The 22,830-nt window shown below is 55.5% G+C and carries 18 protein-coding genes; 3 read left to right on the top strand and 15 right to left on the bottom strand.

Annotated features, from left to right (window positions below; genetic code table 11):
* Nucleotides 1-4: 4 nt before the first annotated feature.
* From FHW68_RS00425 to FHW68_RS00385, 9 genes are all read right to left on the bottom strand, one after another.
* On the bottom strand, nucleotides 5-1,054 hold the full coding sequence (locus tag FHW68_RS00425) for an alpha/beta fold hydrolase (RefSeq protein WP_183678075.1): 1,050 nt from the start codon (nucleotides 1,052-1,054) through the stop codon (nucleotides 5-7).
* Nucleotides 1,055-1,252: 198 nt separating this feature from the next.
* The gene (locus FHW68_RS00420; protein WP_183678073.1) at nucleotides 1,253-1,951 is read right to left on the bottom strand and encodes an outer membrane protein; all 699 of its coding nucleotides are present in this window, start codon (nucleotides 1,949-1,951) and stop codon (nucleotides 1,253-1,255) included.
* 84 nt (nucleotides 1,952-2,035) lie between these two features.
* Nucleotides 2,036-2,563, bottom strand: coding sequence for an SRPBCC family protein (locus tag FHW68_RS00415; RefSeq protein ID WP_221216991.1), 528 nt, complete (start codon nucleotides 2,561-2,563; stop codon nucleotides 2,036-2,038).
* 8 nt (nucleotides 2,564-2,571) lie between these two features.
* Nucleotides 2,572-6,012: a beta-ketoacyl synthase N-terminal-like domain-containing protein gene (locus FHW68_RS00410; protein ID WP_183678071.1), complete on the bottom strand. Its 3,441-nt coding sequence runs from the start codon at nucleotides 6,010-6,012 to the stop codon at nucleotides 2,572-2,574.
* A gap of 81 nt (nucleotides 6,013-6,093) precedes the next feature.
* Nucleotides 6,094-7,179, bottom strand: a complete 1,086-nt coding sequence (locus FHW68_RS00405; protein ID WP_183678069.1) for an acyl carrier protein — start codon at nucleotides 7,177-7,179, stop codon at nucleotides 6,094-6,096.
* Between the two features lie 118 nt (nucleotides 7,180-7,297).
* Nucleotides 7,298-9,061 carry an FAD-dependent monooxygenase gene (locus FHW68_RS00400; RefSeq protein ID WP_183678067.1) on the bottom strand — a complete coding sequence of 588 codons (1,764 nt, stop codon included), beginning with the start codon at nucleotides 9,059-9,061 and terminating at the stop codon, nucleotides 7,298-7,300.
* 3 nt (nucleotides 9,062-9,064) lie between these two features.
* Nucleotides 9,065-9,676, bottom strand: a complete 612-nt coding sequence (locus FHW68_RS00395; protein WP_095631440.1) for an HAD-IB family hydrolase — start codon at nucleotides 9,674-9,676, stop codon at nucleotides 9,065-9,067.
* Nucleotides 9,666-11,186, bottom strand: coding sequence for a class I adenylate-forming enzyme family protein (locus tag FHW68_RS00390; protein WP_183678065.1), 1,521 nt, complete (start codon nucleotides 11,184-11,186; stop codon nucleotides 9,666-9,668). The genes FHW68_RS00395 and FHW68_RS00390 overlap by 11 nt, the downstream gene beginning before the upstream one ends.
* Nucleotides 11,187-11,265: 79 nt before the next feature.
* Nucleotides 11,266-12,279: an SDR family oxidoreductase gene (locus FHW68_RS00385; RefSeq protein ID WP_183678062.1), complete on the bottom strand. Its 1,014-nt coding sequence runs from the start codon at nucleotides 12,277-12,279 to the stop codon at nucleotides 11,266-11,268.
* Between the two features lie 516 nt (nucleotides 12,280-12,795).
* Here FHW68_RS00385 and FHW68_RS00380 point away from each other — a divergent pair.
* Nucleotides 12,796-13,392, top strand: a complete 597-nt coding sequence (locus FHW68_RS00380) for a TetR/AcrR family transcriptional regulator (protein ID WP_095631437.1) — start codon at nucleotides 12,796-12,798, stop codon at nucleotides 13,390-13,392.
* Nucleotides 13,393-13,507: 115 nt separating this feature from the next.
* On the opposite strand, the gene FHW68_RS00375 is transcribed toward FHW68_RS00380, so the two are convergent.
* The gene (locus FHW68_RS00375; RefSeq protein WP_095631436.1) at nucleotides 13,508-13,954 is read right to left on the bottom strand and encodes a DUF411 domain-containing protein; all 447 of its coding nucleotides are present in this window, start codon (nucleotides 13,952-13,954) and stop codon (nucleotides 13,508-13,510) included.
* Nucleotides 13,955-14,373: 419 nt separating this feature from the next.
* On the opposite strand from FHW68_RS00375, the gene FHW68_RS00370 reads away from it, so the two are divergent.
* Entirely contained in the window at nucleotides 14,374-14,901 is a 528-nt protein-coding gene (locus FHW68_RS00370; protein WP_095631435.1) for a hypothetical protein, read from the top strand.
* 50 nt (nucleotides 14,902-14,951) lie between these two features.
* Here the strand turns inward: FHW68_RS00370 and FHW68_RS00365 are convergent, their stop codons facing one another.
* Nucleotides 14,952-15,947: an aldo/keto reductase gene (locus FHW68_RS00365; RefSeq protein ID WP_183678060.1), complete on the bottom strand. Its 996-nt coding sequence runs from the start codon at nucleotides 15,945-15,947 to the stop codon at nucleotides 14,952-14,954.
* 117 nt (nucleotides 15,948-16,064) lie between these two features.
* Between FHW68_RS00365 and FHW68_RS00360 the strand changes: the two genes are divergently transcribed.
* A complete protein-coding gene (locus FHW68_RS00360; RefSeq protein ID WP_183678058.1) occupies nucleotides 16,065-16,991 on the top strand; it encodes a LysR family transcriptional regulator in 927 nt (308 codons plus the stop codon).
* Here the strand turns inward: FHW68_RS00360 and FHW68_RS00355 are convergent.
* The 4 genes from FHW68_RS00355 to FHW68_RS00340 are packed head-to-tail and all read right to left on the bottom strand — an operon-like array spanning nucleotide 16,980 to nucleotide 22,824.
* Nucleotides 16,980-17,942, bottom strand: a complete 963-nt coding sequence (locus tag FHW68_RS00355; protein WP_183678056.1) for a GNAT family N-acetyltransferase — start codon at nucleotides 17,940-17,942, stop codon at nucleotides 16,980-16,982. The genes FHW68_RS00360 and FHW68_RS00355 overlap by 12 nt on opposite strands.
* Nucleotides 17,942-19,231: a phenylacetate--CoA ligase family protein gene (locus tag FHW68_RS00350; RefSeq protein WP_183678054.1), complete on the bottom strand. Its 1,290-nt coding sequence runs from the start codon at nucleotides 19,229-19,231 to the stop codon at nucleotides 17,942-17,944. Before FHW68_RS00350 ends, FHW68_RS00355 begins: the two co-directional genes overlap by 1 nt.
* 58 nt (nucleotides 19,232-19,289) lie before the next feature.
* The gene (locus FHW68_RS00345; RefSeq protein WP_183678052.1) at nucleotides 19,290-21,692 is read right to left on the bottom strand and encodes an aldehyde dehydrogenase family protein; all 2,403 of its coding nucleotides are present in this window, start codon (nucleotides 21,690-21,692) and stop codon (nucleotides 19,290-19,292) included.
* Between the two features lies 1 nt (nucleotide 21,693).
* The gene (locus tag FHW68_RS00340) at nucleotides 21,694-22,824 is read right to left on the bottom strand and encodes an acyl-protein synthase (RefSeq protein ID WP_183678050.1); all 1,131 of its coding nucleotides are present in this window, start codon (nucleotides 22,822-22,824) and stop codon (nucleotides 21,694-21,696) included.
* Nucleotides 22,825-22,830: the final 6 nt, after the last annotated feature.

Raw genomic sequence — 22,830 nt, 5'->3', positions numbered from 1 at the left:
CTCATCAAGGAACGGTATTGGTTTGGTTCAGCCAGCCGAGCAACGCCTGATGGAATTTCGCCGGTTCTTCCATTTGGGGGGCGTGGCCAAGGCCCGGGAATTCAATCAATGTCGACCGGGGAATCAGTGTCGCCACTTGCTTGCCGAGTACGTCGTAATGACCGATTTTCGCCTTGACCTCGGGCGGTGCGATGTCTTTGTTGATGGCCGTGGTGTCGCGGGTGCCAATCAGCAGCAGGGTCGGTACTTTCAGGTCCTTGAACTCGTAGTACACCGGTTGGGTGAAGATCATGTCGTAGATCAGGGCCGAATTCCACGCCACCGCTGTTTTGCCTGGCCCTTTGGCCAGGCCTGCGTACATGTTCACCCAACGATCAAACTCCGGCTCCCAGCGCCCATCGTAATAGGTGCTGCGTTGGTAGTCGTAGATACCTTGCGCCGTGACTTTCAGCTCACGTTCGTACCATTGATCAACCGTGCGATACGGTACGCCGAGGGCTTTCCAGTCTTCCAGGCCGATCGGATTGACCAGCGCCAGTTGTTCGACTTGATCGGGGTATTGCAAGGCATAACGAGTGGCAAGCATGCCGCCGGTGGAGTGGCCGAGCAAAGTCGCCTTCTGGATGCCCAGGGTTTTGAGCAGTTGCTGGGTGTTGGCTGCCAGTTGCTGGAAACTGTATTGATAGTGCTCCGGTTTGCTGGAGGTACAAAAGCCGATCTGGTCCGGCGCGATGACCCGGTAACCGGCCTCGCTCAGCGCCTTGATCGAGCTGTCCCAAGTGGCGCCGCAGAAATTCTTGCCATGCATCAGCACCACGCTGCGCCCATTGACCTTGCCTTGGGCAGCAACGTCCATGTAACCCATCTGCAGGGATTTGCCCTGGGATTCAAAGGCGAAGTGCTTGACCGTGTAGGGGTACTCGAAGCCCTGAAGCTGCGGGCCGTATTCCGGCGTTTCGGCCTGGTTCTGGTTCTGGTCTTGGGCGTAGGCGAGAACGGGGAGGGCTGCTGTCAGCAGCAAGCCGGGTAACCAGCGGGAGAGGATGGGCGACATGGGGGGAACTCCACAGGAAATCCGCCGATGCTGGATCGGCATGATTAGGGCGACATTAAACATAGGCCATCGCCCTGCATGATCGTTCAACCCATCCAGCCTCGCGTAGCAAGGACCCACACACTTTAGAATGAAATCAGCTTTCCACCGGCTTGTCGTAGCGACGCCTTGCCAGTGCAAGGCGCCGAGATGAACCGCTTAGAACCAATAATTCAGGCCGAGCATTAATGACTGGGCGCTGTATTCAGTGCGCACATCGCCTTGGGGCAGGCCTTGAATGTCACCGAAGTGCGCCTCGCGAGTCTTGAGGTATCGATAATCCAGGGACATGGACCATTGATCGGTGAGCTCGAAACTTACCCCAGCGCCGAGTTGATAGGCCGATACATCATCGCGATGAGTATCGCCGAACTGCACGCCCCCGGCTTCCAGGCCACTGACCGACAGGGTGGTGTAGCCCAGGCCGCCGCCAATGTAGGGAGTGAACCGACTGAAAGGGGCTGGCAGGTTCAAGACGTCATACCAGAGGTTGGCCATCAGGCTGGTGGCTTCCTCTTCGCCTTTGCCGTCAATACTCCCGCCGCCTTCGTAGACCCGGTTATTGAACTGGGTCAGGGAGTTTTTGCGATAGCTGAGTTCCACTTCAGGTCTGAGCCCGATGGGAAATCGCCAGCCCAATGCCAGTCCGGTGGCGTAGCCGGAGTGTAACGGTTGGTTGAACTCCATCTCGACGAAATCAAGGTTGTTCTGGTTAAGGTCCTGCGCAGCAACCCAGTTCAGGCCGCCCATGACACTGATGTAGGGGCCGAGCGTGCCGGCGGAACTGGACTCTGGGGCGATAAAGCCCATGCCAATGACGCCCATCACGAGATACTGAGGTTTTTTTAGTAGGTTCATGCTCGGTCCGAAGTGTGCCGTTATCAATAAGTAAGCCAAAGGGGGGCGGGAGCGAGCGTTCAACATTCGGCCTCCCGGGATATTTCATACGCGGTGCAAATGCGTTCCAGGTTTTTCGAGCCTTAGGGGACTGATGGCATTCGCTCGTTGTTCAGCCAACGCGCACAAATTGTCCAGTGCAGTGGTCATTGCCGCGGTCAGCATTTTGCGCAGCAGCCCGCGGTATAAAAAACTCAAGGGGCCAGCGATCCTGGCGGTATGGATGACATGGGTTTCATTGGGGGAAAGCCTGCGCATCTGGTGATCGAACTCAAGGTCGATCCAAAGCAGTCTTGCCGTGTTCCGATAGCTTTCATGCATCCTCACCTCTTCCAGTTTCAGCGGCATGTTCAGGCCATTTTTGAGGATGCATTTGCCTTGGGTTCCCGGTTGAAACGGGCCATTGAGTTCACAATGGCTGACGTCGGTATCCCATAACGGCGCTTCGGAAAAATTGCTCCAGATCTTCCATATTTCAGAAGGCGGCGATTTGACTATGACTTGCACTTTGACATCGTTCACGGCGACACCTGGGTTGTTGGGGGCGTGGTCATGCTGGAGAGGGAGATCCATTCAGTGCCTCATGCAGCGGGTGCGGATTGACTCAGCACTTGAGCGGTAATACTGGCTTGACCGATTTTTTCTCCCCGATTGAACAGGTCGATATAGATGCGGTTGGTTTTGAACGGCTGAAGCTGTGCGTCAAAACCGGCTTGCGGTGCCAATGACAGCGGACTGTTCCTGGGGATTGGCCGGTCCAGGGTGAAACTCAAGGCCAGCAGGTTCATCGGGGTATTGAGTGGAATCCGCAAATAACTATGGGCAATCTGCATGTAGCACTGACGGGCAACTTCGAGGAAATACACCATCGAATAGTGTTCGGGGTCGCCCTCCTGGAAGAAGTGCTCCTGCGGCAGCTTGAGCGTGTCCACGCTCAAACCCTGAGCGATGCCGCTCATGTCACTGACGATGACGTTTTCTTCTCTGGCCTTATGCAGCAAGGCCTTGTCGCGGCAGCGAGTGGCCGTGAACTCGCCGGCGGGCGATGCCTCGAACGCCGAGCTATAGGCCATCCCAAGGATGCAGGTGCACATCAGCTTTCCGGCCTGCATGACCTTCGCATTGAATACCTGGGGGTCTTTGCCTTGTTCCAGATGCAGATCAATCACGCCCTGCTTTTGTACGTATTGCTGGAACTTGATAGTCAGGGTTTTTACATAGGCGACTCGCCCACTCAGTGGAGGCATGGCGAGTTCAATCAGTTGCAACACGCCTTCAAGCAATAAAATGCCGGGGATGTGATCAAGAGGGTGATCGAAGAAATAAGGGTGCGCTTCATTCACCACGAGCTGGGCGTGCAGTGACTGGGGGTTGCGCTGCACGTTGGCGATCACGATGTTTTCCGGGCAACGTTGCCAGTGCGCCGGGCGCTGGACTTCGGCGCCACGGTGCAGGGCAAAAAGGCTCTCCATCGCGCGAACCCTGACACGCAGCCCGCAGAGCAGGGTGCTGGTCAGCGTGTCACTGAGTTGCAGCACGTCGACGCCGTCGTGTTGCGGCTCGCGGACAAGGCTGACGGGGCGGGCAGGCGCAATGACCGGCTGCAATTCGTGGGGTGCCGAGTGAGCAAAACGCAACGTGAAGGGATGCTTGATGGCCGGGGCGGGCTCGGCCGCCGGGCTCCATTCCTGAAGCTTTTCAGTAAATAACCACATCACGGCCTTGCCGGCTTCGCGCACCTCGATCACCGTGTGAGCCGATGCACTCAGCATCACCGCCAGTAGGGTTTCGATACCGCTGGCTTCAGCCAGGAAGCCGGTCATCTCCTGCAGTGATCCGCTTGCATGAGTTGCGTCAGGCTGCAGCTCGCAGACTTCAATGTTCTGGTAATGACTGCGCGCTTTGCCCAGCCGTTGGCAAGCCTCATCCAGCGAGTTCGCGGCATGGGCAAGCACCGCTGCGCGGATCACCAGCAAAGGTTTGTCGCTGGAATCCGGTTGATAAGGACGCAGCGCAATCAGCCCCAGTCCTTCACCTTGCACGGTCGCCGAGTGTCGGGCGCGTTCGATCTCGATTTCAGCACTGATAAAGCGCCCTGCACCGAGCAAGAGCGTGGTTATGCCCTCGTTGAACCATTGCCGGGATGCCAGCAACGTCTGCCAGAACAAACCCGGAGTGCCGACCAGTGTCTGATGGAAACCCTTGAAGTCAAAAATCTGCGTCGGGTAGCCGGATAACATATTCGGCAACATGGTTGCCACATCCGTCACCTCCACGCCCGGTGGCATGCCTTGAGCCTGGCCGTAGAAGTTGTGAGCGCTGCTGTACGCATTGCTGAAGCGTTCGCCTCCCATGTTGCAGCACATGACCATCGCAGTGCCGGATGAACCGGCCACACCCGGCAGGCGTCGCAGTAAATGGTTGACGCGATCGGTGATCAACAGCTTGAACGGATCGACATGGGCCAGAGGCTTGGGGCCCATGCCGAAACCGTCGATATCAATGATGCGATCCTGCGCCAGGAATTTCCCCAGTAAAGGCTGAACTGGAGCAGTGGCGTAATCAACGAAACGCCCATAAGGGAAAATGACTGAGGGTGCTGCTGGCTGATCGAGCTGTTGCTTGAATGACTGCAATGAGCAATGACTGCCGATCGCCGCTTCAGCCTCGACAATGGCCAAGTCCAGCATCAACACGCCGGGAGTGGCTAAAGGAACCGCCATGGGTACGACGGGGCGGTTGTCGGGAATGTACTCATCCACCACCAGATGCGCATTGGCACCGCCAAAACCAAAGCTGGAGATGCCGATCCGGATTGCCGATTGACGATCAGCAAGGGGCTGTACGTGCTCGGTGGCCAGCTGCAGGCAAGTCTCATCGACTTTTGCGCTGGGACGGTAGTCGGGCTGAGGCGGAATTCCTTTGTGACGCAAGATCATCAACGCCTTGGCGAGCGAAGCGCCTCCGGCGGCGGCCAGTGGGTGACCAATGACGGACTTGATCGAACCAATGGTGATTTTCTTGCCGTCTGTGCGGTGAGGGGCGAAGAAGCTGTTCAACGAGCCCAGCTCTGTCGCATCGCCTAGCGGTGTACCGGTGCCATGGGTCTCGATGTAATCCACATCATTGGGGTCAAGACCGACATAGGCACGCTGGTAAGCCGTGTACTGGGCCTGTTTGCCAGGGGCAAACACGGAGCCTTCGGCGCCATCGGCGGAAAGCCCCAATGCCCGCAAAACGCCCAAGGGGCGGCGCTGCGCAATCAGGGCCTGGGATAGGGGTTCGATCAGAAAGGCGACGGCACATTCGCCCGGCACAATGCCGTCAGCGTCCTGGCCGAACGCCTGCATTTGAGCCCGGGAAGAAAAGGCGGTCAACTGCGAGAACCCCAGGAACAGCGCCGGTGGCAGCACGGTGTTCAGTGCCATGACAATCGCGTTATCCGCCTGTCCGCTCTTGACCAGGGCCTGAGCCATATCGATTGCATAGGGGAACGAACTGCAGGCGGTGTCTACCGATAACGCCGGGCCACCGAAGGCAAAAGCCGCTGCCAGCTCAGCCACTTGTTCTCCCGGCGTATAGCCTTGGAATGAAGAGCCCCTTGGCGCATCGGCTTTTGCGGACATTCCTGTGACGAAATAACTCTCATCACTCCACGATGTCGCGACCACCAAGGCGGTGCGTTTCTTGATCAGTGCCGAGCCTTGTCCGGCAAGCTGGCCAAGGAGTGTCTGGAGTACTTTCTTACCGATCGCGACCTGCCGTCCCTCATGCCGCGAAGGGGTCGATGTGTCATCGGTAAGGCAAAAAGCACTGTCCAGGTAAGTGCGATCCTTTTCTCCTGCCTTTGCCGAATAGATCGACGCCTTATTCAGTTCCCAACGTGTCAGCATCGAATGGATGGGCGCTATCTGTCCTTGCGAAAGCAAGTGCCAAAGCGCATCCGTTGACGGTGCCCCAGGAAACTCGCCAGCCATTGCGCTGAAGCAAAAATCGTCCTCTGTTGTTGCCGCGCCACTCATACCCTGTCTCCTGGTTGCCAAATGCTGGGTGATCTGCTCGATCACCCGGATTCCATGCCATTTTTTTCAGCGGCTCAGTGTTCAGCTCAGTCTTGTCAGAAGCGACAAGGCGTCCTGCGGCGTACGACGCGACATCAGCGCTTCACCGGCAAACTCGCTGGCGGAACACTGTTGCGCCATAGACTGGCAGAGTGCTTCTCGGGCGAAACCGTTGAGCCCCAACTGTGCAAACGGCGTCTCAATGTCGATCGACTGTGGCGCGTCCGGGATCAGGGGTGACAGGGTGTCGAAAAGCAGATGGCTGATCTGCCCTTGGGTGTCCGCCGGGGCAGATGATTGCACTTCGAAAGGTGTTGCTGATGTTGCCTCGGAGCTGGCCAGGGAGGCTTTAATCAGGGCGATGGTTTCCTGTGGCAACTTGGCGTTGGCCAGTTCAGTGCTGTTGGCCTTGAGTTGCGGCCACAACGCGACGACCGACTCCAGGAAATCCAGCTGCACCAAGGAGTCCAGGCCCAGGCTTTCATAGCTTTGTTTTTGGTCGATCTGGTCAACGGTAAAACCGGTGATATTCGCCAGTTGTTCAAGTACCCATGCTTCGACATCCACGGCAGGCGCCTGCGGATCGGCTTCAAGCCGCGCCAGCAAAGCGGCAGGCGTCGGGGCATTAAAGAGCTGCGAAGTGAGTGCTTTCTTTTCCGGAAAGTGCTGGCCCAGGGATTCGAAAATATCGACCAGCCCGAGAGAGTCGATACCCAGACTCTCGAAACTTTGATCGAAGTCGATTTGTTCCTTTTTGAATCCGGTGACCGAACTTATTTCGGTGCGCAACCATTGCCCGTAGCTCAGTGCAGGCGTTTGTTCGGTAACAGGTGCCGATGCCAGTATTACCGAGTTCGAATGTACAGGCTCCAGCACTGGAAGGTTCTTGGCAGCGGGAGCTTCAATCCCATGGGCATAAATGCCCTCGAGGACTTGTTGATGAGCATTGAAGTAATGCGCGGTGACGGATTCGGCTTGCTCCAGCACACGCATCAATATTGATTCTTTTGCTACATTGGATTCGCAAAGTGAATCAATGATCTTTTCTGAAAGAGAGAAATAGCTATGAGCTATTTTTCCATTGGACACGATGAATTCCTGCACAACATCGTTGAGTTGGAAGCGCATGAGGTTCTCCTAACCAAAGCCGGTATACGTTTTCTATAAATAAGAAATCAAAAGTCATGGCCCACGGGTGGGCCTTGAGTGAATCAAATGAACCAAACTGGACGTAGCCAATAGAGACTTAGAGTTGGAGTTGCACTGCGTCAATCTCGAAAGATGTTGTTTTTCTGGCGCCCTTGAGCAGCCCGGATCTTACGTTCAGATAAGTGAAGAGCGTCATTGCATCGGCGCCCTGAAAAGCGATGTAGCCGTCAGGACGAATCAGCATCAACGTGCCCTCTTTGGCATGGTAACGCTTGTGCAACCGCCAATCGGGATCCAGCAACGTCGAGTGCCAGGAAGGCATCTCGGCGCTATTGAGGGCATCAATAACGCAATAAGCCTTGATGCCCGGGTAGTCCTTCTCCACCGACTCGGCCAGCGAGTAAAAGCCCGGTAACAAAGGAGAAAACTGATCGGCTGCGCTGAAAATCAACAACGTGAACGTTCCGTGGAACAAGTCGATCAAGCGTTTTGGCGGCATACCTTGCAGTTGCCACAACTCGACATCGGGAGCCAGTTGACCTGCGCGAGGCACAGAGGACTGAAATTCGGGTTTTTTGCCTTTTTTGTTCCAATTCTTGCGCTGCTTTTTCGTCAGCGATTCTTGAATGTAATCACTTTTTCCATAGTGATACTGATGACCGGAAATCATCGAGGGCAGTTTGCGCTGAACCTTGCGCCGGTTGCTCAGCAGTGGCAGAACATTGTCGCGCAGCCAAACGAGGGCGCGGTGCTTGACGGTAATCAGGCCGGTCAGTCGGTGTGCCGTGTTTTCGACTTCCAGGGCAACCGGATAGCGCTCTTCGTTGTAGCTCTCCAACAATGACTGATCCGCCAGGCCCTGATCGACATAGGCTATTTTCCACGCCAGGTTATACGCCTCGGAAACCCCCAGGTTCATCCATTGGCCACCGATCGGGCTGCCGATATGTGCTGAGTCGCCCACCAGGAACACGGAGCCCTGCTGTAGCGTCTGCACGCGGCGATGTTGAAAAGAGGCGATGGTTGTCGATGAAATATTGGACAGGATCATCTTTTGCCCGCGTCCTTCGCACAACCGCTGAAAGTTCTCCAGACTCAAGGAAGGGCGCTCACCTTCAGGTGGCAGGTTGTAGGGCATCTCGATGAAAAGTCGATAACGGGATTGCTCGCTGATCGGCGCGACCGCCACATAACCGTCCTGTGCACCCAGGAAGAAAGCGCCTTCATCCTTGCTTCCAGACCACTCGATGTCGGCATCGGCGAGCATGAAGAACCGGTCGTAGGACGATCCTTCGAAGGTCATATCAAGGCGTTTTCTGATGGTGCTGCGAGCACCGTCGCACGCGACCACCCAGCGACTGGAAAAGGATTCGTCGCTGCCGTGCGCATGATGAAGTGTCATCCGCACTGATCCTGGCTGGTTTTCTATATCGACCAGCTCGGTATTCCACTCAACATCTGCGCCCAACGCGTTCAGTCGCTCGAGCAGAATCTTCTCTGTTTGCGGCTGTGGCAGGCTGAGAAGCAGGGGATAGGTAGCGTCCAGGCAGGAGAAGTTGTAGTTCAATACCCGTTTGGCGTTCGACTGCACCGAAAACTGGTTGATCGTGAACCCGTCGCTGATGGCCTGATCGGCAACTCCCAGATCCCGAAAAATTTCCAGGGTTCTGGAATGGATGGCCATCGCTTTGGTAGCGGTCGAGGGACCGGCGTTCTTTTCAATAATGCGAAAAGAAACGCCCCACTTTTTCAGCATGATTGCCAGGGACAGGCCAACAGGGCCGGCGCCTACGATCATGACGGTCGGGTTGTTGCCGGGTTGCCTGAAGTGCTTGGGGGCCAAAGTGCTCAGCGTGTTCATCTGTCAGTACCAGTTTCTGTAGAAGGGAGAGTTGGCAATGCCCAGAAGTGCATCGTCACCCGATGAATCTCCGTAGGCATAAATGTAAAAGTCATCAAGGTTGCTCAGGCAGCTTTTAAGCCGTGTGACTTTTTCTCTCTCAACACAGTTGGTCCCGGATATCCCGCCCGTCAGTTTGTTCTTTGCAGTCGCCAGGCGGGTGCCGCAGATATAGTCAAAACCCGCTGCCTGGCCCCAGGGAATCAGGTAGTTCTCTGGCGAGTTGCTGACCAGCGCAGTGACATGCCCCATGGATTGATGCCATTGCAGCCGGCGCAGAGCTTCGGGCCTGAGCCAGAGTGGGAGCTGCTCGGTGATGAAGTACTTGGCATGCTCGCGCTCTTGCTCAACTGACAGACCGCCCAGATAACAGGCGATGAACGCCAGTCGGGCTTGCATCAACGGCGTGATGCCAAGGATCACACTAAGCATTTTGGGCAGCAGGGGGATGATCCTGAGCCAGAACGATCGGGTTCCCACGATAAAACGCATGTAGCGCCAGAACGTGTGTCGGTCGGTCAATGTGCCGTCAAAGTCGAAAACGGCCAGTACCGGTTGTGTGCCATTAGCTTGCATGAATCTCTTCCTTGAGAGAGATGATCTCGATGGTTTTTGGCAACTTGAAGCCCGAGAGGTAGCGCGAGAGCAGGGTAGAGATAGCGCTCTGGTTCAGGTCACCGCTCCCTTCAACGCACAGGTGCAGTACGTTGACCTCCTTGTTGTCCGGGACGATGTACGCTTTCGCGCGCACCACGTCCGGATGCTTCAACGCAATGGATTCGATTTCCGTCAGGTCGACCATTTGCGCTTTGATCTTCGAGATTCGCAGGCGTTGGCAATAGAAGAACACATGCCCATCGTCGTCCCGCCAGACCAGATCACCCGTGTGCAGCCAGCCATCACGGAAGAACCGGGCGTTGGCGTCAGCTGCATCGTCATAGCCGTCAATCACCATCGAGCCACGTATCAGCAGTTCGCCGATACGGCCGGGTGCGACATCCCGCCCCTTGGCATCAACGACCCGCAGTTCTACGCCACTGATTGGTTGGCCCATGGCGCCGCGATGGACCTTGCCAATCGAGCTCTGGACAATCACCGGCATGCTCTCGGTCAAGCCATAGCCTTGCAGCACCGGATTGCACCCCAGCAGCCGACCTAGTTTCTCGGCTTCGTCTGCCGGTAGATGGCTGCCACCCGAATAAATCATCAGTTGCGGGTGCATCGGCAAAGGTGCGCCTTTGCGTTTAGCCAGTCGCGTATTGAAGTAGCGAATGACGTCCGGCACCAGGCAGGCAAAGGTGACCTTATGCTGGGACAAGACTTCCGCCAGATCCCTGTTGAGCAGGGTGTTGGTCATTAACAGGGTGGCGCCCACGCTCAATGGGAAAACCAGCATTACGGACAGTCCGAAGATGGCATACAGCGGCAGCGTCACCAGATGAACGGACCCCACGCCTTGGAGGTGAAACTGCTCATGCAGCCCATCGCTCGATTGCGTCAGGTCAAGGTAGCGGTGAGAAACGGCCAGCGGTTTGCCGATGCCCCGATAGGTGAACTGCACCGCGACAATCGGATTGCCCTCGGGCAATAACAAAGGCTCGGCCTGTCGAGGAAGCCGGGAATCGGCCGTTGCGTTGTCGGGCAGGGGCGATGACGGCTCGCTTGCGACGTTCAACACCAAGGAATGCTGAACGCCGTGGGCAGGCTGAAATGTCTCGCGATGCTGCTCGAATAGCGTCTCGGTTGTCACGACCAGCGTCGGTCTGGCGATGCTGATGACGCTGTTCATTTCGAATGGCGTCAGTTTGTAGTTGAGAATGACCGGAACCGCACCGCGCCCGATGATCGCCAGATAGTAGGCGATGAACTCCACCCCATTGGGTAGGACAAGCGCTACTTTGTCGCCCGGCAATACATCTAATGCTTTGAGGATACCGTTACACTCTTCAGCTCTTATTCTCAACCCTCGGTAAGTGATAGTTTCTTCTTCTGCGTCCAGATTCCTGATAGCAATGTGATCAGGGAAAGACTTTGAAAAACCGACGAACCGATGCAGAAAACCTTCTTTATATGAAAGGCTTTTCATTTACCAACCTCTCTCAATCCTTGAATTTAGGGTTAGACAAAAAGTATTACAGAGGCAGGTTGTATATGAACTTTTTCAATTACGCATCTGTGTAGTTGTTTTTCCGATACCAGTCCAGAGTATCGGCCAGTGTTTCAGCAACAGGGCGAAATTTGCACTTCAGTTCCTTAAGGCTTTTGTGGTGACTGAAATGGGTGCGCCCTTGCTCTTGCTCCATGAGTTTGACCGTGGAGGTACTGATGAGCACCGGTTTTTTCGTGACGCGATAATAGGCTTCATATACCAAGGCAATGATACGCAGCATGAACAGTGGTACTTTGCGCTCCGGTGCTTTAACACCACTGACACTGGAGAGTGCCTGGAAAATACTGCTCATGTCCATATGATTGCCGGCTGCCAGATAACGTTCTCCGGACCTGCCGCGGGTGATGGCCGCGAGTTGATGTTCCGCTACATCCCTGGCGTCTACAACGGAAAAACTTCCAGGCAGTATGCCGGGTAATTTCTTTCCGACAAAGTCGAGCAGGAACTGTCCTGATGAGGTGGGGCCGATATCCCCGGGGCCAAACATCCAGCCCGGCAATACCATGGCGATGAACATATCCGGGTGCTGCAACAGAAACTCCTGAACTTTTTGTTCAGACATTATTTTGCTCAAGTAATAATCGTCAGCCTCCGACTCATTGCGAGACATTGTTTCATCGATCACTTGATCTTTATTGCCCTTCAAAACAGCAATGGATGAAGTATGCACTGCGCGACGAATGCCAGCCGCATAAGCGGCTTGCAAGAGTCGCTCAGTCCCGGTCACATTAGTGTCATAGAGTTTCTGCCAGTGCTTTCCGCCTTTGTAACTGTCGCGGAAATAGGCGGCCGTATGAAACAACGCATCACAGCCTTGCAAAGCATGGCTGAAAGCATCGACATTGAGCATATCGCCTTCGACAAATTCGACAGGCAGATTGCCGAACTGCTTCCTGGCTTTTTCGACGGAACGGACCAGCGCTTTTACTTTGATATTTCGCTTTAAAAGCGCATGAACCACATTATTACCGAGCAGGCCTGTAGCGCCTGTAACAAAGGCATATTCCATTAAAAATCCAGCTCCTGTGAGTAACCTGTTACCGCATTGAGATTGATGTCACCGGGTTAGATGCTTGATCAGGCACTGGTTACATCAACGGCGGCAAGTAAAAACCATTTGGTATCTGAAAATCAAGTGGTATTTCATTGTCGACGCAAGGTCCACGTCCTTGAACCCGACCTAAAACTGGAAAATCCTGCGATTTAGAGCGTTGCACCCATCGCCTGCCTCCTTGGAGCCGTCACAAGACAACCATTCCAGAGAAGGCCGGCGTCAGGCTGGATACCGGCCGCTTCAGGAGTTGTAAACGCTTGCAATGCCAACGAAAAATCATCGGTTCAGGCCCATTTGGATCCTTCCTCGCCTGCCCCTATACATGGCACTCCTTAAAAGTTTAAGCGTAAAGTTATTAAGAAGGCCTAGTATAAGATATGATAGTTAAAACAGGTTTTGCTCAGCCAGTAGCAGATCTGTTGCATCCAGTTACAGATAGATTTTTTGGTTTGGCTAGAAGGAGCCGGAAGCGTGATTAAAAAGAGATTGGGTCGAGAAGAAAGTCAGCAAGTAACAAGAGATAAATTATTCGACACTGCCACTGACCTTATGGTGAGAAAAGGCTTTCACGCGGCCAGCGTCAACGCTATTTCCGAGGAGGCCGGCTTTTCGAAAGGGGCATTCTTTTCAAACTTTACAAGTAAGTCAGACTTGCTTCTGCAGTTGACTCAGAGGTTCAAGAGAGTTGAAATAGATCGGTTGAGCGTTACCCTGAGTTCGGGGTATTCATCTGAGCAGCTGACCCATGGATTGAATGCTTATATTGACACACTTAAAAATAATACCAGTTGTGCAATCCTTGATGCTGAGTTGCAATTGATCGCCTTGCGCGATGAAGAGTTCTCAAAGCATTACTACGATCTGCATCAGGAAAATAGTGAAGCCTTGGGCAAGCTGATTACCATCATATTCAATCATGCAGGCAAGAAACCTCCTTTGGCATACGCCGCTCTTGCAAGAACCTTCACCGCTTTGTCGGAAGGTTTGATACTGCAAGGACATAAAGATCCGGCCTCTGAAATTAAGCTGGTATTGAACTCGCTTATCCGGACAGCGGAGCCTTTATAGCGCTGCCTGTAATATATCCGGCATGTCCGGGGCTCAGACCTCGGACAGGATGCAAATAGGCCCCTCTGTGTTCATGCCCAGAGTTTCAGGCCATCTTCTTTACCCGCGCCGAATATCAATGGGCGGGGTAGTCCGCCACCACCACGTCAGTGCCATCCTTTTTCAGACCAATCACCTGGTAGGCATCGCTCATGCCGTCCGTTTCCATGCCGGGCGAGCCCACTGGCATGCCAGGTGCGGCAACCCCCAACAAATCATCACGCCGGCTCAAGGCCAGTACTTGATCGGCCGGCACGTGGCCTTCGACGAATTTACCGTTGATAAGGCCGGTGTGACACGACGCGAGGCGCGGTGGTACGCCATGTTGTTGCTTGAATTGGCTCATGTCGGCTTCAACATGGTCGGTGACCTTGAAACCGTTGGCTTCCAGATGGCTGACCCATTTTTTGCAGCAACCGCAGTTGGCATCGCGATGGACTTCGATGGGTATCAGCTCGGCAGCCTGGGCCAGGGAAGAGATGAAAAGGGCGCTCAGGGCGGCCAGACGCAGGTGGTTTCGCATGGGGCTCGTCTCGGGTTGTGGCCAAAAAATGCATTTTGACCCGTTTACCCAGCAAATAGACAGGGGTTGTTTCGAATCTGTGGCGAGGGGGCCAGGCCAGCCTGTTGCGATCAACGAACATTAAGCACCAGCAAACTGGTTTGCCGGGCACACATAAACAACTAACCAAGGAGCTTGATTAGTAATCTGCGCCTCTATCGAAAAGTTCAGGTAAACCAAAGAAACAACGCGCTTTGCGCTATGTACCGTAAATGTATGAGAATTGTAAAAAAAGGAAATATCTGTTGGTGACGTCAGAGCACACATCGATACTCGCCCACACTTAACTCGGTTGAACAAGGAACTTTTATGGTCGCCTCACAAGGACGTCTGTGTGTTTTGGATGATCGGCATTCCGTCACGCAGCCGGGAGCCCGGTCATGACAATCGGCTATACAGGCGCGTGGACGAGCAAGGCAGGTTTGCTGGTCAAGGATACCGGCAACGGCAAGCCTGTTACCCACAGCGCCAGGGTCAAGCAGATGCTGGCACTGGTGGGAAGCAATCCCAATGCGCTGAATACGGCGAAAATGGACGAGCAGAAACTGCACAGGAACATCAAAGGCTTCGATCCGGAAAATGTCTCCGCCAAGCAACTGGGCAATCTCAGTGCTTTCTTGAAAAGCAAAGGTCTGATTTCCGATATTACGTCAATGACCTTGCTTAATGCCGGTGACAAGTTTGATCGTTTTGGCGTACAGAAAGACCCGGATGCGAAGTTCAATGCGCTGGAGTATTTCGCCACGCAACTGGACACCATTCAGAACAACAGTATCAAGGGTGACAAGTACGCTGTTGGCCTGATTCCTGAGTACAAGACGGCGATCTACGTCCTGCAGAACTTGCAAGCTTACGGTAAGGGCAATGGCACGACCCCGACTGACAAGGGCGTCCAGGCCAAGGCGTGATGTCTGGCCGCGCTGGCCCGCTCGAACTCTCGAACGGGCCGGATGCCCTGCTATCGATCAAGCAACTTCATGACTTCTTCCGGATAACGCAGCCCTGCCGTGGCATTGGCCGGGAATATCGCTTCCAGGGCCTGCAATTCTTCGTGGCTCAGCTTCACGTCCAGCGCGGCCATGTTTTCTTCCAGGTATTTGCGCTGTTTGGTGCCTGGAATCGGGATCAGGTAATCCCCTTGGGCCAAGACCCACGCCAAGGCCAATTGGCCCGCCGTTACACCTTTGTCCGTGGCCAGGGCTTGCACTTGCTGCACCAGCAACAGGTTTTTAGCGAAGTTCTCCCCTTCAAAGCGTGGACTGAAGCGACGGTAGTCGTCGGCCGCGAAATCATCCGGACTTCTTAGCGCTCCGGTCAAAAAGCCCCGGCCCAACGGACTGTAGGGCACAAAAGCAACACCCAGGCGCTGGCAAGCTGCCAGGCAACCGTTTTCTTCCTGGTCGCGGCTCCATAACGAGTATTCACTTTGCAGTGCGCTGATCGGGTGAACCTTGTTCGCTCGCTCCAGCGTGGAGACCGATGCTTCACTCAATCCCAGATAACGCACTTTGCCGGCCTTCACCAGTTCCGCCATGGCGCCAACGGTTTCCTCGATGGCCACCTGCGGATCGATGCGGTGCTGGTAATACAAATCGAGGGTCTCCACGCCAAGGCGTTTGAGGGTGCCGTCGATAGATTTGTGTATGTATTCCGGGCGACCGTTGACGCCCCGTGCACCGGGGTTGGACGGGTCACGGACAATGCCGAATTTGCTGGCAAGAAACACCTGGTCACGCTTGCCGGCGATGGCCTTGCCAATCAGTTCTTCATTGGTATGTGGGCCGTACATGTCAGCCGTGTCGAGCAGGTTGATTCCCAGTTCCAGCGCGCGGTGCAAAGTGGCCGTGGCTTCGCGGGTGTTCACGCCGGTGGTGTAGAAATCGGTCATGCCCATGCAGCCCAGACCGATCGCGCTTACCTGCGGACCGTTTTTGCCCAGTTGACGTGTTTGCATGAAATAAGCTCCCTGTGAATTGAAGCCCATTGTTGACCTCGACAGAAACGAGATAAACCGGCTAAAACTGCTATCACTATTTGTAATTTCTAAACAATCAGTCGGTAAGCCAAAGCAATGGACCGTTTCAATGCCATGCGCGTATTCACCCGAATCGTCGAACTGGGCGGCTTCGCCAAAGCGGCGGACAGCCTGCAATTGCCCCGGGCTTCGGTCACCATTCTGATCAAGCAACTTGAGGCACATCTGGGCGTGCAACTGCTGCAACGCACCACCCGGCAGATCAGCCTGACGCTCGATGGCGCCGCCTACTATCCGCGTTGCGTACGGCTGTTGGCGGATCTGGAGGAGACCGAAGCGGTGTTCTCCGCTGCTCGCCACAATCCCAAGGGGCTGCTGCGAGTGGATATGCCGGCGGGAGTGGGGCGTTTGATCGTGATTCCGGCATTGCCGCAATTCACCGCCCGGTATCCCTTGATCGAACTGGAAATCGGGTTGAACGACCGGCCAGTGGATTTGATTCGCGAAGGTGTCGATTGCGTATTGCGCGGCGGCTCGGCCCTGGACGATTCACTGGTCGCAAGGCCGTTGGTCATGATGGACCAGGTCACCTGTGCGAGCCCGCAATACTTGCAACGCCACGGGACGCCTCAGTGTCTGGCCGATCTCGACGGCCATCGGATGGTGGAGTATTTCTCCAGCAGCACCAGCAAGCGTTATGGGCTGGAGTTTGTGGTTGATGGTCAGGTGCAGCCGATTGATCTGCCCAAACAGGTTTCAGTCAATAGCGCCGATGGATATCTCGCCGCTTGCGAAGCGGGCTATGGACTGGTCCAGACCCCGTTTTATCACGTCGCACGACAACTGGAGGAAGGCCGTTTATGTGAAGTGCTAAAGGCAGTGCCGCCACCGGCGTTTCCGTTGACGGCGCTCTATCCACCGCACCGCCAGTTGTCTCGACGGGTGAGGGTATTTGTCGATTGGCTGGTGGAGCTTTGCGCGCAGCCGAGCGCTGACTTTTATAGAAAACACTCAAGCGGCTGAGCGGGAACCGATACGGGCGTCGACGTACTGGTGGGTTCTCATGGCATTTGCGTTTTGCTGTAAGTCGTCATGCAGTCGTTGCATGTGCGCGCAGTGCAGGTTGAGGGAACGAGGCTGGACGCCTCGATGAAACAGGGCGAACCAGCCATTATCACCTGGCGTGGGCATCAAGCCGGTGAAGGCAAAGCCCAGAGCCGAAAAACTGTGCAGGTCCCGGGCGAAGTGCCGGGACAATTCCAGTCTTGCAGAGATCAGCCAGTGCCTGGGCAATTGGCTGATTTGCTCAAGCAGACGTTTGTTCAAACGTTGAATGACAATATCGAACCGATGCTGATGTTGCTTTATTTGCAAGGGCGTCACGGGCGGTGATGCATTGTCTTGCCGGGTTCCAAACACCGAGCACAGATGCTGCATAAACCTGCGACAGCTTGCGGGCCAAGGGATGTCGGGGAGCGGACGCGTGTGTCCGTCAATCAGGTGACAGCCCATGACGATGGTTTCCGGAAGTGGTTCAGCAAATGGCGAAGGGACATAATCGGGAAGCAGTCCGGTGCTGTGGAAGCCGATTTTTCCTGCCATGCGCTGAGTGTAGGGATGATGCGTCACTTGCTTGATCGAGATGTTCTTGAGGCCCAGAAAAGCGGACTGCCTCAGTAGCTCAAGGCCCAGGTAAGTCGCGAGATTCTGCCCCTGAGCGGTGGGATTTACCACGATGAGGGCCAGTTCCGCGGTATTCGAAGGCGAGTCGCGGCACAGCGCGGCATGCCCGAGCACCCGCGTGTCATCCACAGCCAGTATCGATCGCCAGCGGCCTTCGGCGTTGTGCTGACTGATCATGTTCGGCAGGTAAACATCCGGCTGAGCGTAGATATCGCCGTAGACTTCCCGAAACAACCGGCTCACGGCATCGGCATCGGAAGGACGATAGGGGCGGCATATCAACCGGGTCATCACGCGGGCTCCTGCGAGCAAACATCGTACACGCGCAAATCCTGTACTCGCAGTTGCTTGCCTGAGCGAGGGTGAAGCTGCAGGTCTGTAGTTGCGCAGCAGAGTACTCGAAACTCCAGCAGACCCTCTCGACTCAGGTCGTCGATGGCCGGGTAGTGGACGAGTAACGCTTCACGCAATGCACGGAGCACTGGTTCGACGGCTTGTAATTGAGGCTCGGGCACCCACTTCACGCTCAACAGATCCTTGGCGCCTGTCTGTTCGATCAGCAATTGCCATTGCTCGCTGTGCGCTATGCGCTGAATGATCTCGTGTATTTCTTCGGTAAACAGCGACAGCACGCCTACGCGTACCCGCTGGCTGTGGGCGCTACGCCCCTTGAGGGCGAATTTACGCATCGGGGTTGCGGTCGGTTCACGCCAACACGCACGGTCGCCCACGGGATAACGCAGCAGCGGCATGAGCCGGCGGGTCAGATTGGTCTGCACTAGCATTCCGATATGATCGCATTCTTCAATCACTTCACCGGTGTCTTCATCGATGATTTCCAGCAAGGTTTGCTGTTCGAAAACCCGATGCTCGCCCAATGCACAATCGCGAGTGCTGGCCCCTATGAGCCCGGCGTCTACACTGGCGTAGCCGATAGAGGCAATGCGGGCGTTGGGGAATACTTCGCCGAGAATTGCCAACTGCGGGGCAAACAGGCTTTCGCCGCCGTACAGCAGTGTCTCGACCCCGCACAGCACACGGCGATGCTGCATCAGGTAGGCCGCGAATCGAAGCAACTGTGCAGGTACCCCGGTCAGAACATTGATTCGATGTCGAGCGATCGCAACCGCCAGTACGTCTGGTTCAATGTCTCCGGTAAACGGAAACTCACAGATGGATCGTCCGACATGGGCCAGGGAATCGTGGATAAACAGAAAACTGGCGTAGAGATCCCCTGAAAAGAACAGATTGGCGACGCGGTCGCCATTGTTCAATTGAGAAGAAAGACTGTTTCCGAAGGTACTGACCAGTGTTTGCCATTCCTCGTAGGCGTAGACCGCAAGTTTTCCCTGACTGGTCGAGCCGCCGGTTTTAAACACCAACGCATCTTCGACGTTTCCAGTCAAAACCGGCCAATGATTCAAATCACTGCTGCCGGCCCAATAGTCAGTTACATTGGTTAGCGGTAAGTCTTTTAAAACAATACCTGCAGCGGGTAAATGTTTCAGATGCTCGCTGTAATAGCTTGAGTGTTGTCGTACAAAAGGCACGAGTTGTTCGAGCGAATGAATGAATTTCACTGGATTCTCTTTTCAGGTATTTTTATTTGAATAACACGGTCGTTGAGATGTTTTGTTTTTATATTCGTTGATCGACAATCAGTGGGACTTTTCCACTGTGTTTGTTTCGTATGAATTCATGTTCAGCGCAGGCGGTAACTTCGACAATTAACAGGGCTGCGGCGATGGCATTTGCCAATGCTTCATGGGTCAGCAATTTTTCTCGTACCCAGGCTGTATCTGCCTCCGTTCGAACTTGCATTCGTTCAACGCCATCGGCGGTATGGTCCAGAACGACTTGAATGGGGGCTCCAACGCTGTGTTCCAGCGCCGAGGGTGAGATGAATTCTGTGCCAATCCGCACCAGCTTGCCGTGCCGTTGCAGCAGTTCGAATCGCGGCGTTGGCAGTCCGCAAGGACAAGCTCCGGGGAGCCAGCGGCCCGTGTCGCCGATGTCGTATCGGTGAACCTGCTGACCTTGCCGGGCGCGGGAAGTAAACAGCAGGCGGCCGATCTCATTGGCTTGCACCGGCACATCCTGTTCGAGCTGAACGATCTCCAGGTGCTGGGTCTCGCACATCAAGTGGAACACGCCGTCCGCGGTCGCCCGGCAGGCATGACCCAAGGGGCCTGCATCGACGGATCCATAGAGGGCAGAACGAATCGTCGACACTGCGCAACTTTCCATCAGGCGTCTGCTGGCCTCGCCTGGATGCTCGCCGCCAAGGAACACTTTGCCAATACCGGCATAGTCGCGAAGTCGGGCCTGCTCTTTGAAAAACAGACGATGTAGCGTACTGGGCATGCCAATCAATACGGTGACCCGTTGCTCCACGATCAATCGGGCGATCTCGCTGAAATCGTCGTCCTGCGCAGCCCCCATGGGCAAATGGGTAACGCCCATCTGTTCAAGAATGCTCGAAAAACTGAAAAAACCACCGTACAGGTTCCCGCCATAGAACAGGTTCATCACCCGGTCCTGTGACGGATCGAGCCCGGCGGCGAACATGCCATCAGCCGCGGCGCGCATTTGTCGCTGGAAATCCCGGTAGCTGAAACCTGCCAGGGCCGGAGTACCGCTGCTACCGCCGGAGCGAAAATACAGCTGTGCCAGGGGGCTGATCGGCTGGGTCATGAAGGTGTCTTTGTCCATGATCGGGCCACGGGCTGTGTCAGGGGCAGGCGGCACCGGGTCGAGCGTTGAGCGGCCAATCGAGACATCAGCGGCCAGGCTCACGGAGAGGCGACGACTCAGACGCGACAGCGCATAAACACCATCGTGAGGCTCGCCGGCGTAGCCATCATGAATCGTCTGGCAAGGCGCGATGCGCGTGACGCCGGCGTTGACCAGTGTACGAACAAGCTCGGGTGTCCCTGCCGGGGACGCTATCAATGCGCAGCTTTGCAGGACGTTTCGCCAGGGCAACAGCGATTCGGCGAGCAAGTGCTGTGGGACTGGCTTGAGCAGCACTGTACGAAACAGCGGCGATGGCGCGAGTGTCTGATGATGCTCCCAGATGACACGCCATCCGGCGCCCGTCCATACCTGACCAGTCTGATCGTTGAAGCATTGGTCAAGCTGCGCCATGGCGGTGTGCGTGGTGATTTCCGACGCTTCACGATCTGTCGGCACCAGCGCCGGCCACTGTTGGGCGCGACGCTTGAAGGCTTCGGCCAGACGGTCTCCAAGCTTGTGCAGGACCGCCGGATCGTTGCTGTCCACCAATACCCATTGAGGGCTGGAGCACGCTTGTTGATCCAGCCGACAGACTTCATCTGCCAAGGCATCGAGCGCGGCGGGCTCCGCCGCTTCAGGTGACAGATAGGCGAAGCTGATTTTGTGTCCCCAGTCGATCCAGCGGCACCCCGCAGGAATCTGCTGACGAATCGCCTTGAGCGCTGCCACACCCCCCCAGGCCGATACCCCGTCTGCCGTGGCGCAAAGTTGCGCTATCTGCGAGGTATCAACCGGCAGAACCGCTACGAATTCGGCCAGCTTGCCGCTGCTGTCGCATTGCACAAGGGCGGCCAGCAACTGCGCGGTCAATCCCTGATCGCTGGCACTGGGGCGCAACCAATTGACATTGCCGGCCAGCAGGCTTTCGAGTATTGCGCAGAAGGCCAGTAACGGCGCATTGGCCGGGGTGATATGCACCACCAACCCTAATGGATGCCAACTTTCGAAACATGGCTGTCGATAGTCGATACGCCGCAGCGAACGCGGTTGCAGGCCCAACTCTCGCTCAAGTTTGCTGCTCAGGTTGCTGCGCTGGCAGAAATCGATCAGCCCCTGATATTGCTCATCATCAAGGGACAGACCCTGGCTGCGAGATTGCAACTTCGTGGCAAAGCGGGCAGCAGACTCGATAACGGTCTCACTGTCGATCGGTGAAGAAAGCAGCCGGGGCAATGGTTTCTTGAGGCGTTCGAGGGCACTTTCCGGGGTGATGTCATCGTGCAACTGGCCATTGATCAGATACATATCAAGCGCCTCCGATCAGTTCGGATGCGGCCATGGCACAACTGCGAGTGGCGGAGGTGCCGGCACGTCCATGGAGCTCGAACCAATCGGTTGGCAGACCGCATCCGCAACTGGCACCGGGATGCAACGTTGCCAGATCGCCCATGACCACGGCATGGGCAGGGCTCGACGAAATGTACGGCGAGACGAATTCCAGCAAGCCGCGCTGGCCGTATGGCTGGACAGTGAAATCGGATGGGTTGCGCACGAAAACCTTCGAATAGATCGGTACATGAAAATGATGGTGGGCACACTGGATATAAGGCACTGCATGCTCTACGGCGCCATAGCCGTCCCGACAGCGGGGCAGGTCGATACCCAACTGCCGATTGATTCGGGCATACAACCGATGCAGGGGAATTTCCTGTGCCTCCTGGGTTTTCCAGCCACCCCCCAGAAACACCAGTGACTGGGCAGGCAACTGCAAATCAGCCACGCCGGTGTCTTCCATGCATTGAAGGGCATGCGAAAGGAACGCCGGAAAACCGAGAATGCGAACCGGCAATCCTTCCTCGGCAAATTCCTGCAAGGTCCGAATCACACCAAAAAGATCGAACTCATGACCTTTGCCGGTAAGACGCAATCCGTAAACGACACGGTTGATGGGGGCGTAGCTGCAAAGAAACTGATCGGTATAGGCAGTGCCCAGGGTAATGGCCGCTTCGGGTTCATAGCTCAGGAGCAGATAGTTGCAGGGGCTGTCCGGTGTATCCCAGCCGTAATGCCGGAAAATGTGGTTCACCATGCCTTGTGCGGCGGCCATGCTGCGATGGTCGTAGCGCATGCGACTTTTTTGGCCGCTGGTGCCGGATGATGTCAGCTCCAGCGCGCCTTCGCCTGTGGGGCCGTACACCAGATGACGCTTGAAGTAATTGGCGAAAATCGGCGGCAACCTTGACCAGTCATCCAGCGTCTCCAGGGCGTTGGCGTCAAGACCATTGGCATTCAACCAGCGTTCATATCCGGGCGTGTGATGACAATGAAACAGGCTGATTTCGCTCATGGCCCGGTCGAACAGACCGTCCGGCACGGAATCCAGGCAATAGGGTTGCGTTAACGCGCAAAGCGCATCGGTATGGGGTAGATGGATCATCAAAAA

Source organism: Pseudomonas sp. Tn43, assembly GCF_014192635.1.
In the GTDB taxonomy this organism is placed as follows: Bacteria; Pseudomonadota; Gammaproteobacteria; order Pseudomonadales; family Pseudomonadaceae; genus Aquipseudomonas.
Note: the sequence above shows the minus strand (reverse complement) of the source record. Positions and strands in the feature narration are given on the sequence as shown.

Excerpts from the sequence above, each read along its gene's own strand:
- FHW68_RS00400 (WP_183678067.1), bottom strand. The coding sequence starts at position 9,061 with ATGAACACGCTGAGCACTTTGGCCCCCAAGCACTTCAGGCAACCCGGC.
- FHW68_RS00385 (WP_183678062.1), bottom strand. The coding sequence starts at position 12,279 with ATGGAATATGCCTTTGTTACAGGCGCTACAGGCCTGCTCGGTAATAAT.
- FHW68_RS00355 (WP_183678056.1), bottom strand. The coding sequence starts at position 17,942 with ATGACCCGGTTGATATGCCGCCCCTATCGTCCTTCCGATGCCGATGCC.
- FHW68_RS00365 (WP_183678060.1), bottom strand. The coding sequence starts at position 15,947 with ATGCAAACACGTCAACTGGGCAAAAACGGTCCGCAGGTAAGCGCGATC.
- FHW68_RS00425 (WP_183678075.1), bottom strand. The coding sequence starts at position 1,054 with ATGTCGCCCATCCTCTCCCGCTGGTTACCCGGCTTGCTGCTGACAGCA.
- FHW68_RS00405 (WP_183678069.1), bottom strand. The coding sequence starts at position 7,179 with ATGCGCTTCCAACTCAACGATGTTGTGCAGGAATTCATCGTGTCCAAT.
- FHW68_RS00420 (WP_183678073.1), bottom strand. The coding sequence starts at position 1,951 with ATGAACCTACTAAAAAAACCTCAGTATCTCGTGATGGGCGTCATTGGC.
- FHW68_RS00395 (WP_095631440.1), bottom strand. The coding sequence starts at position 9,676 with ATGCAAGCTAATGGCACACAACCGGTACTGGCCGTTTTCGACTTTGAC.
- FHW68_RS00410 (WP_183678071.1), bottom strand. The coding sequence starts at position 6,012 with ATGAGTGGCGCGGCAACAACAGAGGACGATTTTTGCTTCAGCGCAATG.
- FHW68_RS00340 (WP_183678050.1), bottom strand. The coding sequence starts at position 22,824 with ATGATCCATCTACCCCATACCGATGCGCTTTGCGCGTTAACGCAACCC.
- FHW68_RS00370 (WP_095631435.1), top strand. The coding sequence starts at position 14,374 with ATGACAATCGGCTATACAGGCGCGTGGACGAGCAAGGCAGGTTTGCTG.
- FHW68_RS00360 (WP_183678058.1), top strand. The coding sequence starts at position 16,065 with ATGGACCGTTTCAATGCCATGCGCGTATTCACCCGAATCGTCGAACTG.
- FHW68_RS00390 (WP_183678065.1), bottom strand. The coding sequence starts at position 11,186 with ATGAAAAGCCTTTCATATAAAGAAGGTTTTCTGCATCGGTTCGTCGGT.
- FHW68_RS00415 (WP_221216991.1), bottom strand. The coding sequence starts at position 2,563 with ATGGATCTCCCTCTCCAGCATGACCACGCCCCCAACAACCCAGGTGTC.
- FHW68_RS00375 (WP_095631436.1), bottom strand. The coding sequence starts at position 13,954 with ATGCGAAACCACCTGCGTCTGGCCGCCCTGAGCGCCCTTTTCATCTCT.
- FHW68_RS00345 (WP_183678052.1), bottom strand. The coding sequence starts at position 21,692 with ATGTATCTGATCAATGGCCAGTTGCACGATGACATCACCCCGGAAAGT.